Below are 10,506 nucleotides of genomic sequence, written 5' to 3'. Positions count from 1 at the left end.
CTGTTTTGCTAAGGGTGTTGGAAAACAAAACGACAAGGGTGCAGACACCCAACCAACAACGAGGGCCGGTCTCATCAGCATGCGAAACCGGTGCTCACACAAACAAGGCGAACCCTCGGGAATGCCAAAAAAATAAGAAAGGAAAACATATGCTTGCCAAAGTATCCAAAATCTCTACCGCTGTAATGCTGGGAACCATGATGCTTGCCGGTGCTGCCGGCAATGCCATGGCTGCCGAAAACAAGACTGTGCTGACCATGGTTGCACAGCAGGAAACCGCCTGGGTCAAGAACTTCAACCCCTTCCTGCAAGCAGGCCTGCTGCACACTACCCGTCACTTCATCTATGAACCGCTGGTGATCTTCAACGATATGCAGGGTGGCAAACCCGTCTATCGTCTGGCCACCAACTACGAGTTCAGCAAAGACCTGAAATCCGTTACCTTCGATCTGCGTGACGGCGTGAAGTGGTCAGATGGTCAGCCCTTTACCGCTGATGACATTCTGTTCTCCTTCAATCTGGTCAAAGCCAACAAGGCGCTGGATGAGCGCTCAATCTGGACCCAGATCAAGAGCGTCGAGAAGCTGGCCCCGAACAAGGTCAAGTTCGACCTGACCGAGGTCAACACCAACGTGGTGAACGATCTGGTGCTGGTGCCCATCGTACCGGAGCATCAGTGGAAGTCGGTAAAAGACCCGGTTGCCTTTACCAACGACAAACCGGTCGGTACCGGGCCCTTCACCGAAGTGGAGAACTTCTCCGCCCAGCTCTACACCCAGTGCCGCAACCCGCACTACTGGGATAACGCCAACCTCTCCATCGACTGTATCCGCATGCCGCAGATGGCCACCAACGATCAGGTGCTGGCTGCTGTGATGAAGGGCGACATCGACTGGTTCGGCTCCTTCGTACCGGATATCGAGCGTCTCTACGTCGGCAACGATCCGAAGAACAACAAGTACTGGTTCCCGGCCTCCGGTACCGTGGCGTTCAACGTCAACTTCCAGACCAAAAACCCGGGCAACCACGAAGCCTTCAACGACGTCAACTTCCGCCGCGCCTTCTCCATGGCGATGGACCGCCAGTCAATGGTGGACATCGCGGGCTACGGCTACCCGACCGTCAACGAATACCCGTCGGGGCTCGGCAAGGCGTTCGCCTCCTGGAACAACCCGGATGTGGACAAGAAGTACGGCAAGTTCAACAAGTACGATCTGGAAGGGGCCAAGGCACTGCTGAAAGAGGCAGGCTACAAGGACTGTGACGGCGACAAGTTCCTCGACACCCCGAGCTGCAAAAAGATCGAGTTCAAGGTACTGGTACCGAACGGCTGGACCGACTGGGTCAACACAGTACAAATCGGCGTGGAAGGGCTGCAGGCACTGGGCCTGAACGCCAAGACCGCCACCCCGGAAGCGACCGTCTGGACTGAAAACCTGATCACCGGTGACTTCGACGTCGCCCTGCAGGGCTACTTTGCCGGTGCCAACCCGCACAAGTACTTCGAGACCGCGTTCCACTCACGCAACATGGGTGACCGTGGCAACCGCTTCGCCGCGCCCCGTTACAAGGATCCCGAGCTCGACAAGCTGATCGACGACTTCACCCAAACCGCCGATGCAGCCAAGCAGAAGGACATCATGTTCGCGATTCAGGAGCGGGTCGGTGCCAACCAGACCATCATCCCGGTCTTCAACAACCCGACCTGGTATGAGTACAGCACCAAGCGTTTCCATGGCTGGTTCAGCGCTGACAACCCGGTTGCCAAGCCGCAGCTCCACCCGGACACCCCCGAGCGTCTGCTGCACATCCTGGCACTCAAGCCAAACAGCTAAACAATCCCGGCCCCCTGCGAGGGGCCATCTTCCCCGTTGATCCCCCCTTCTGCCCGCATCTGCCGGGGTTGGGGTAGCCATGCCCGACGCGGGGCGGACTTGCAGTAAAAGGTATCATCATGGGATTCATACTGAGACGCTTTTCCTTCTATCTGGTTGCCTTTCTGGTAGCCGCCACCATCAACTTCCTGTTACCCCGAGCCATGCCAGGCGATCCCGTTTCCGTGATGTTTGCCCGCGCTGGCGCCATGATGGAGCCCGCCGCACTGGAAGCGCTCAAGGCCACCTTCGGCTTTGTCGACGGCCCCATCGGCACCCAGTTTCTTACCTATGTGAAGAGTGTCTTCACCTGGGATCTCGGCACCTCGGTGCGCTTCTATCCACAGCAGGTCTCGGACGTACTGGGTCGCGCCATCGGCTGGACCCTGTTTCTGGTGGGCACCTCCACCATTCTGAGTTTCTCCGTTGGATCCATCGTCGGCATCTTCGCCGCCTGGTATCGCGGCGGCCGGATGGACAGCATCCTCTCCCCGCTCACTCTGGTGATGCAAGCGATTCCGCCGGTAGTCGTCTCCCTGCTTGCCCTGTTCCTGTTCGGGGTGAGTCTTGAATGGCTGCCGATTGGCTACGCCTACAGCCCGGAGATCACGCCGGACTGGGGCTGGGAGCACATCAAGAGCATCCTGACCCACGCCATCATGCCAGTCGGCACTCTGGCCATGGTGCAGGTGGGGGGCTTTCTCATCACCATGCGCAACAACATGATCAACCTGCTGGGCGAGGATTACATCACCATGGCCAAAGCCAAGGGGCTCTCCAGCAACCGGGTGATCTTCAACTACGGCGCCCGCAACGCCATTCTGCCGAGCGTCACCGCCCTCTCCATGGCGCTCGGTTTCGTCATCGGTGGCTCTCTCATCACCGAGGTTATCTTCAACTATCCCGGCCTGGGCCTGACCCTTTATCAGGGCATTCTGGCCCGCGACTACCCACTCATTCAGGGGCAGCTGCTCATCATGACCATCACCATGCTCAGCTTCAACTTCTTGGCCGACGTGCTCTACGTCTTCCTGGATCCCCGTCTGCGTACAGGAGGCAAATAAGATGCGTATGCCGACTATTCTCAAGATCCTGCTGGGCAACAAGAAGGCAGCCTGCGGCCTCGTCATCGTCGTTACCTTCGTACTGATGGCGCTGTTTGCCCCCCTGCTGGCCAGCAACGAGCCGACCAAACGGGTTGCCCGCCCCCACCAGCCGCCCAGCGCCGAGTTCGTAATGGGCACCACCCGCATGGGCCACGATATCTGGTCCCAGTTCACCAATGGCGCCCGTATCTCGTTGCTGGTGGGCTTCAGTGCAGGCCTGCTGGTCTGCACCCTGGCCGTCGCCATCGGCATCACCGCCGGCTACTTTGGCGGTCTGGTGGACGAGAGCCTCACCTTCCTGATGAACGTGGTACTGGTGATCCCCAACCTTCCCTTGCTACTGGTGCTGGCAAGCTTTATCGGGGAGGCGTCGCCGGCGGTCATTGCGGTGATAATAGGGTTGACCTCGTGGGCCTATGGCGCGCGGGTCATCCGCGCCCAGACTCTGGCGCTGCGCGAGAAGGAGTTCGTCATCGCCGCCGAGGTGCTGGGTGAGCCGGCCTGGCGCATCATTCTGGTGGAGATCCTGCCCAACCTCATCTCCATCATCGGGGTGAGCTTCATCGGCTCCATCATCTACGCCATCGTCACCGAAGCGACCCTGGAGTTCCTCGGCCTTGGCGACCCGACCGTGGTGAGCTGGGGCATCATGCTCTACAACGCCCAGACCTCCAGTGCCATCCTGATCGGCGCCTGGTGGGAGATACTGGCTCCCTGCTTCGCCATCGCCACTCTGGGCGCTGGCCTGGCCCTGCTCAACTTCGCCATCGACGAGATTGCCAACCCGCAGCTGCGTTCCCACAAAGGGCTCAACCGCTGGAAGAAACTTGCCACACCGGCCGCAACACCGCTCTCTGCAGCACAGGAGAAGACAGCATGAACAAGCATCCCCTGCTGTCAGTACGCAACCTCTGCGTCGACTACATCACCGAAAATGGCGACGTGCGCGCCGTCAACTCGGTGAGCTTCGATATCAAACAGGGCGAGATCTTCGGTCTCGCCGGCGAGTCGGGCTGTGGCAAATCCACCGTCGCCTTCTCGGTGGCGCGGCTGCACAAGCCGCCCGCCTACATCAGCGGTGGCGAGATCCTGTTCAAGGGGGAAAACATACTCCACTACAACGACGATCGGCTGCGCTCCTACCGTTGGCAACAGGTGTCGGTGGTGTTCCAGTCCGCCATGAACGCGCTCAACCCGGTACTGAGGATGGAGGAGCAGTTCTGTGACGTGCTGCTGGCCCACAACCCCGGCATGACCCGCTACGAGGCGATCAAGCGCGCTCAGGAGCTGCTCACCATCGTCGATATCCACCCGAGTCGGCTCAAGGATTATCCGCACCAGTTCTCCGGCGGCATGCGCCAGCGGCTGGTGATCGCCATCGCCATGGCGCTCAACCCCGAGCTGCTCATCATGGATGAGCCAACCACGGCGCTCGATGTGGTGGTACAGCGGGAGATCCTGCAGAAGGTCTATGCCCTGAAAGAGAAGTTCAACTTCTCCATTCTGTTCATCACCCACGACCTCTCCCTGATGGTGGAGTTCTGCGATCGCATCGGCATCATGTATGCAGGTGAACTGGTGGAGGTCGCTCCCTCCAAGGCGATCCTGACCGCGCCGCTGCACCCCTATACCAAAGGGCTTGGTAACTCCTTCCCGCCCCTGCACGGGCCGAAAAAAGTGCTGGAGGGGATCCCTGGCACGCCGCTCAACCTGCTGGAGGTGCCGGTCGGCTGCCGCTTTCAGGCCCGCTGCGGCAAGGTACACGATCGCTGCCGCCAGGAGTACACCAGATTGGCCGAGATCCGCCCCGGGCAACAGGCCGCCTGCCACCTCTACGACGTGCAGGATGAACAACAAGATAACCTGATCTATCTGGACAAGGCCGCTGGCTGTTAAGGATGTCTGTCATGCAAATCGCCAAAACCGATGCACCCATCATCGAAGTCCAGCACCTCTACAAGGACTTCCCCATCAACTCCAATGCCATCAAGAGTGGCAAGATGCGGGCGCTCTCCGACATCACCTTCAACCTGCACCGGGGCCGCGCCCTGGCGGTGGTCGGGGAATCGGGCTCCGGCAAGAGCACCATCGCCAAGATCATCGCCAAGATGTACAAGCTCAGTGCCGGGCGCATTCTCTATCGCGGCCACGATCTGGAGGAGTTCAACAAGGGCACCGCCCTGCTCGACTATCGCCAGAGCGTACAGATGGTGTGGCAAGATCCGTTCGGTTCGCTCAACCCGACCCACACCATCTACCACCACATCGCCCGCCCCCTGCTGCTGCACAGCAAGGTGATCGACAAGAGAGACCTGCCCGACATGGTCTACGCCCTGCTGGAGAAGGTCGGTCTGACCCCCGCCAAGGCGACGGCGGCCAAGTACCCCCACCAGCTCTCCGGTGGCCAGCGCCAACGGGTCAACATCGCCCGCAATCTGGCGGTGGAGGCGGAGGTGGTGCTGGCGGACGAGCCCACCTCCATGCTCGACGTCTCCATTCGCATCGGCATCCTCAACCTGATGGAGCAGATGAAGAACGAGCTTGGGGTCTCCATGCTCTACATCACCCACGACATCGCCACCGCCCGCTATGTGGCGGAAGATCTGGCGGTGATGTATGTGGGTCACATGGTGGAGTGGGGCGAGGTGGACGAGATCCTGCACCACCCGCAGCACCCCTACACCCAGCTGCTCATCTCGGCGGTACCGGATCCAGAAAAGAGCATCCACGCCGAGCTGGAGGGTGGCCGAAAAGGGGAGATCCCGCTCTGGACACCGGAGTCCTGCGGTTGCCCGTTTGCCGGACGCTGCAATCAGGCGATGCCCCGCTGCAAGGAGAGTCTGCCTGCCATCACCAAGCTTGCCGACAACCACTTCGTGCGCTGCTACCTCTACGAGTGAAGGTGAACCCAATACCGGCCGGACAACACAGTCCGGCCATGCCTCGATACGGGGCGGCCACAGCCCCGTGATGTGCCTCACCGCCCAGCGGTGAACCACAGGAGTAATACCTTGATGGAACTCTTGATCAATCAGGTGGGCTACGAGTGCGACGGACACAAGGTCGCCCTGTTGCAAACCTCCCCCGCCCCTGATCTCGGCGGCTATGTCAGGCTGCAACGCCTTGATGATGGCCAGATCCTGTTTGAAACTCCGCTGCAAGCTGCTGGCAGCGTCCCCGGCTGGCAGGGCCGCGCTTACTGGCGTGCCGACTTCTCCGCCTTCAAGGAGCCCGGCCACTATCGGCTGGAGGCGATCACTGCCCAAGGCATAGTCCGCTCCACCCGCTTTGCCATCGGCCAGGATCTGTTGGCCAGCCGCTGCCTCTCGGACGTTATTCACTACTTCAAGGGACAGCGCGCCAGCGGTATCTTCGATCGGGCCGACCGCAACGCCCGCCTGTTTGGCACCGACCAGCACAAAGATGTGCACGGCGGCTGGTTCGATGCCAGCGGCGACATGAGCAAGTACCTGAGCCACCTCTCCTACGCCAACTACCTCAACCCCCAGCAGACCCCCATGGTGGTGTGGGCCCTGCTCAAGTGCCGGGAACTGCTGGCCCAGCACCGCGATATCGACGGAGTGAACCTCTGCAAGCGGCTCAATGACGAGGCGCTACACGGCGCCGATTTCCTCTGCCGGATGCAGGATGAGTCGGGCTTCTTCTACATGACCCTGTTCGACAAGTGGAGCAAGGACCCCGCCCAGCGCGAGCTGTGCGCCTACGCTACCCAGCAGGGGATCAAATCCGCCAACTGGCAAGCCGGTTTCCGGCAAGGGGGCGGCATGGCCATCGCCGCGCTGGCCCGCGCCGCCCGCGAGAGCGTCAGCGGCGACTTCGATGCCAGCCGCTACGCCGAGGCAGCCAGACGCGGCTACCAGCACCTGTGCGAGCACAACCTCGCCTATCTGGACGACGGGGTCGAAAACATCATCGACGACTACTGCGCCCTGCTGGCGGCAGTGGAGCTGACCCGCACCTTCGGCTCCGAGTGGCTGGCCGAGGCGAGAGTCCGCGCCAGCAAGCTCTGCGCCCGTCAGCGCCCCCATCCGGAGCTGGGTCACTACTGGTCAGCCAATGAAGATGGCTCGCGCCCCTACTACCACGCCGCCGAGGCGGGTCTGCCGGTGCTGGCGCTGCTGGAATATTTAGGTGTAGAGCCGGATCAGGAATACAAGGCCCGGGTACAAACCGTGGTGGAGCAGGCACTGGCCGCCGAGCTGGCGCTGTGCGCCCGGGCGGGCAACCCCTTCTCCCTCGCCCGCCAATATGTGAAAGGGGTGGATGAAGCGCAACGCGTCAGCTTCTTTATGCCCCACAACAACGAGTCCGGTTACTGGTGGCAGGGGGAGAACGCCCGCCTGGCCTCGCTGGCCGCCATGGCGTTTGCCGCCGCAGCACAACTGCCCCAGCAGAGCAGGTTGCTGCGCACTTTCGGTCAGCACCAGCTCGACTGGATCTTGGGGCAAAACCCCTTCAACGCCTGCATGCTGGCGGGCCACGGCATCAACAACCCCGCCTATACCGCCGGTTATCCCAATGCGCAGGGGGGCATCTGCAACGGCATCACCTCAGGGTTTGATGACGAGAATGAGGTGGCTTTTATCCCGCAGGAGTACAAAGAGCGACTGGATCAGAACTGGCGCTGGGGCGAGCAGTGGATCCCCCACGCCGCCTGGTTTGCCCTGGCCATCAGCTGGCAAAACGCCCTGAGAGATCGAAATGATCAGGGAGGTCACCATGATTGAGTACTGGGTCGGGGTCGATGGCGGGGGCACCCACACCCGCGCCCGCATTCGGGATCAGGCCGGCAAGCTGCTCGGCGAAGGGCGCGCTGCCGGATCCAATCTGGAACTGGGGATCCCTCACGCTCACGCCAATGTGCTGGCCGCCATCGCCAGCGCCCGCCTTACGGCCGGACTCGGCATAGAGTGCGAACAACAGATGGGGGTCGGGCTGGCGCTCGCCTCCGCCGAGCTGGCCGACTGCTATCACGCCCTGCTCGAGATGCCCTTCCCCTTTGCCAGCGTCAAGCTCACCTCCGATGCCTTCGGCGCCTGCCTCGGCGCCTTTGGTGGCCGGGAGGGAGCCATCCTGATCGCCGGCACCGGTTCGGTCGGGCTGGTTTATCAGAATCACCAGATCCGCACCTGCTCCGGGCGGGGCTTCCCGATTTCGGATCTCGGCAGCGGCGCCTGGCTGGGATTACGCGCCATCCAGCAATCCCTGCTCTGCCACGATGGCATCCTCCCACCCAGCACGCTGGCCATTCGTTTGCTCGACCACTTCAAACGGGATCAGGCCGAAGTAGTGCGCTGGGCTGCTCGCGCCATTCCCGCCGACTACGGCCGCTTCGCCCCCTGGGTGTTCGATGCGGCCAGCGATGGCGACGAGCTCGCCAACCAGCTACTGGATGAGACCTGCGCCCAGCTCACCACCCTGCTGGAGGGAATGAAGTCGCTGGGTGCCGCCGAGATCGCCCTGCTGGGCGGTATCGGCACCCGCCTGGCTCCACGCCTTGGCGAGCTGAACCTTGTGGCCCCCAGAAGCGATGCGCTCGATGGAGCCATCCTGTTTGCCCAATCAGAGGATTATCCATGTCTACACCCCTGATCCACTCCCGGGTCACCCGACGTGACGGCGAGGATGTCTGGTTTGCCTTCACCCTGTTCAATCTGCCGGCGGAGGCGTGGAAGCTGCACTTCTGTCTGGCACGCCATATCGACCCGGAATCGCTGCAAGGAGGCGAGCTTGAGCGCCAGAGCGGCAGCTACAAGGTGCTGATACCGCAGGCTGGCAGCAACGAGATCCAGTTTTGCTGCCGCCAGACCCCCATCAAGAAGCTCTCCGACATGCCGCAGGGCTTCTTCCTGAGCCTGCCCGAAGCCACCACTGTCCCCCAGCTGCTGCCGGTGACCCTGGCCGCAGAGGAGCTGGGGCTGGAGACCCCCCCCGCCCGCAAACCAGACCTGCCGGACGTCGAACCGCAGCCCGGCATAGTGCCGCAGCCAGCTCATCTGGTGCTGCAGGAGGGATATTTTCGCCTCGCAGAGCGGGCCCATGTGAGCGCCGTCCGCGATATCAGCGGCTTGCTTGGCCATTTCAACGAGCTCACATCGCTGACACTGGAGCAGGATCATGACGCAGAGATCAGACTGGTTGAGACAGCTCTGGCCCCCGAAGCTTACCGGCTCACCATCACCGAAGAGGAGATAGTGATCGCCGCTGCGGGCGAGAGTGGCTGGCGTCACGCTCTGGTCACGCTGGCCCAGTGGTATCTGCAGCACGGGGAGAGCCTCCCCTGTCTGACGCTGGAGGACACTCCCCGCTTTGGCTTTCGCGCCATTTTTCTCGACTGCGCCCGCCACTTTCACAGCACGGCGACCATCAAGCGGCTGCTCAAGCTGATGAGCCTCTACAAGTTCAACCGCTTCCACTGGCATCTGACCGATGACGAGGGGTGGCGCCTCGAGATCAACGCCTTCCCCGAGCTTACCACCGTGGGTGCCTGGCGCGGCCATGACCTGGCCATAGATCCGCAACTGAGCGGCGGCCCCAACCCCTACGGTGGCTACTACACCCAGAGCGAGGTGCGCGAGCTGATGGCCTATGCCGAAGGGCTTGGCATTACCATCATCCCCGAAATCGACATCCCTGGTCATTGCCACGCCGCCATCAAGGCGCTGCCGGAACTGCTGGTGGAGGAGGCTGATCGCTCCCGCTACCGCTCGGTGCAGCACTTTGACGACAACGTGCTCAACCCCGCCCTCCCCGGCACCTACCGTTTTCTGGAAGCGGTGCTGGACGAGGTATGCGAGCTCTTCCCCGGCTCCCAGATCCATATGGGGGGAGATGAAGTCCCGAGCGGTGTCTGGACCGATAGCCCCGCCTGCCAGCAGCTGATGATTGAGCAGGGATACGCCGACTGCCGCGAACTGCAGGGCCATCTGCTGCGCCACTGCCAGCGCTATCTGGCCGCTAGGGGTAAACAGATGATTGGCTGGGAGGAGATCCTGCATGGCGACAAGGTGAGCCGCAAAGCGGCAATCTGCGCCTGGACCAGCTTTCAGGCGGGGCTGGACGCTGCCGCGGCCGGTTATCCGGTGGTGATGGCGCCCGCCCAGTTCCTCTATCTGGATCTCGCCTGGAGCGCCGATATTCACGAACCCGGCCTCTACTGGGCGGGAACCCTCAATCTGGAGCAGATCTACTCGTGCGACCCTGCCCCAGCCGATTTCCATGCCAGCGATAACATCCTCGGGGTGCTGAGCCCCTTGTGGTCAGAATTGATCATCTCGCGCGATCGTCTCGACTACATGTTGTTCCCGCGCATGCTGGCCACGGCCGAGGTGGCCTGGAGCACTCCTGCCCGCAAGGGGTGGGAGCACTTCGCCGCCCGGCTGCCCGGCCAGCTGCAGATCCTCGACCAACTGCAGGTGCGCTACCGGATGCCACAGAGGTAATGTTGTCTTTACTTTGGCGGCCCTCAGGCCGCCTTTTTTCATTTAGGCCCCCACCATCCCCTG

The 10,506-nt window shown here is 61.8% G+C and carries 8 protein-coding genes; all 8 read left to right on the top strand.

The window, feature by feature from the left end:
- The first annotated feature begins 149 nt into the window (after positions 1-149).
- The 8 genes from LG31_RS0115595 to LG31_RS0115560 all read left to right on the top strand — a co-directional run bounded on the left by LG31_RS0115595 (position 150) and on the right by LG31_RS0115560 (position 10,443).
- Positions 150-1,835 (top strand): ABC transporter substrate-binding protein, encoded by a 1,686-nt coding sequence (locus tag LG31_RS0115595; protein WP_033115358.1) that lies wholly within the window; start codon positions 150-152, stop codon positions 1,833-1,835.
- Positions 1,836-1,954: 119 nt separating this feature from the next.
- Positions 1,955-2,938: an ABC transporter permease gene (locus tag LG31_RS0115590; protein ID WP_033115357.1), complete on the top strand. Its 984-nt coding sequence runs from the start codon at positions 1,955-1,957 to the stop codon at positions 2,936-2,938.
- A gap of 1 nt (position 2,939) precedes the next feature.
- Positions 2,940-3,860: an ABC transporter permease gene (locus LG31_RS0115585; RefSeq protein ID WP_033115356.1), complete on the top strand. Its 921-nt coding sequence runs from the start codon at positions 2,940-2,942 to the stop codon at positions 3,858-3,860.
- Positions 3,857-4,876, top strand: coding sequence for an ABC transporter ATP-binding protein (locus LG31_RS0115580; protein WP_033115355.1), 1,020 nt, complete (start codon positions 3,857-3,859; stop codon positions 4,874-4,876). The genes LG31_RS0115585 and LG31_RS0115580 overlap by 4 nt, the downstream gene beginning before the upstream one ends.
- Positions 4,877-4,887: 11 nt before the next feature.
- Positions 4,888-5,880 (top strand): ABC transporter ATP-binding protein, encoded by a 993-nt coding sequence (locus tag LG31_RS0115575; RefSeq protein WP_033115354.1) that lies wholly within the window; start codon positions 4,888-4,890, stop codon positions 5,878-5,880.
- 114 nt (positions 5,881-5,994) lie between these two features.
- On the top strand, positions 5,995-7,728 hold the full coding sequence (locus LG31_RS0115570) for a glycoside hydrolase family 9 protein (protein WP_033115353.1): 1,734 nt from the start codon (positions 5,995-5,997) through the stop codon (positions 7,726-7,728).
- A complete protein-coding gene (locus tag LG31_RS0115565; protein ID WP_033115352.1) occupies positions 7,721-8,593 on the top strand; it encodes a glucosamine kinase nucleotide-binding domain-containing protein in 873 nt (290 codons plus the stop codon). The genes LG31_RS0115570 and LG31_RS0115565 overlap by 8 nt, the downstream gene beginning before the upstream one ends.
- Positions 8,578-10,443 carry a beta-N-acetylhexosaminidase gene (locus LG31_RS0115560; RefSeq protein ID WP_033115351.1) on the top strand — a complete coding sequence of 622 codons (1,866 nt, stop codon included), beginning with the start codon at positions 8,578-8,580 and terminating at the stop codon, positions 10,441-10,443. The genes LG31_RS0115565 and LG31_RS0115560 overlap by 16 nt, the downstream gene beginning before the upstream one ends.
- Positions 10,444-10,506 lie beyond the last annotated feature (63 nt).

This window comes from Aeromonas lacus (assembly GCF_000764665.1).
GTDB classification, from domain to species: Bacteria; Pseudomonadota; Gammaproteobacteria; order Enterobacterales; family Aeromonadaceae; genus Aeromonas; species Aeromonas lacus.
The sequence above is the reverse complement of the archived record's forward strand: the minus strand, read 5'-3'. Positions and strand labels throughout refer to the sequence as shown.

Coding starts and splice junctions, on each gene's coding strand:
- LG31_RS0115595 (WP_033115358.1), top strand. CDS start 150: ATGCTTGCCAAAGTATCCAAAATCTCTACCGCTGTAATGCTGGGAACC.
- LG31_RS0115590 (WP_033115357.1), top strand. CDS start 1,955: ATGGGATTCATACTGAGACGCTTTTCCTTCTATCTGGTTGCCTTTCTG.
- LG31_RS0115585 (WP_033115356.1), top strand. CDS start 2,940: ATGCGTATGCCGACTATTCTCAAGATCCTGCTGGGCAACAAGAAGGCA.
- LG31_RS0115580 (WP_033115355.1), top strand. CDS start 3,857: ATGAACAAGCATCCCCTGCTGTCAGTACGCAACCTCTGCGTCGACTAC.
- LG31_RS0115575 (WP_033115354.1), top strand. CDS start 4,888: ATGCAAATCGCCAAAACCGATGCACCCATCATCGAAGTCCAGCACCTC.
- LG31_RS0115570 (WP_033115353.1), top strand. CDS start 5,995: ATGGAACTCTTGATCAATCAGGTGGGCTACGAGTGCGACGGACACAAG.
- LG31_RS0115565 (WP_033115352.1), top strand. CDS start 7,721: ATGATTGAGTACTGGGTCGGGGTCGATGGCGGGGGCACCCACACCCGC.
- LG31_RS0115560 (WP_033115351.1), top strand. CDS start 8,578: ATGTCTACACCCCTGATCCACTCCCGGGTCACCCGACGTGACGGCGAG.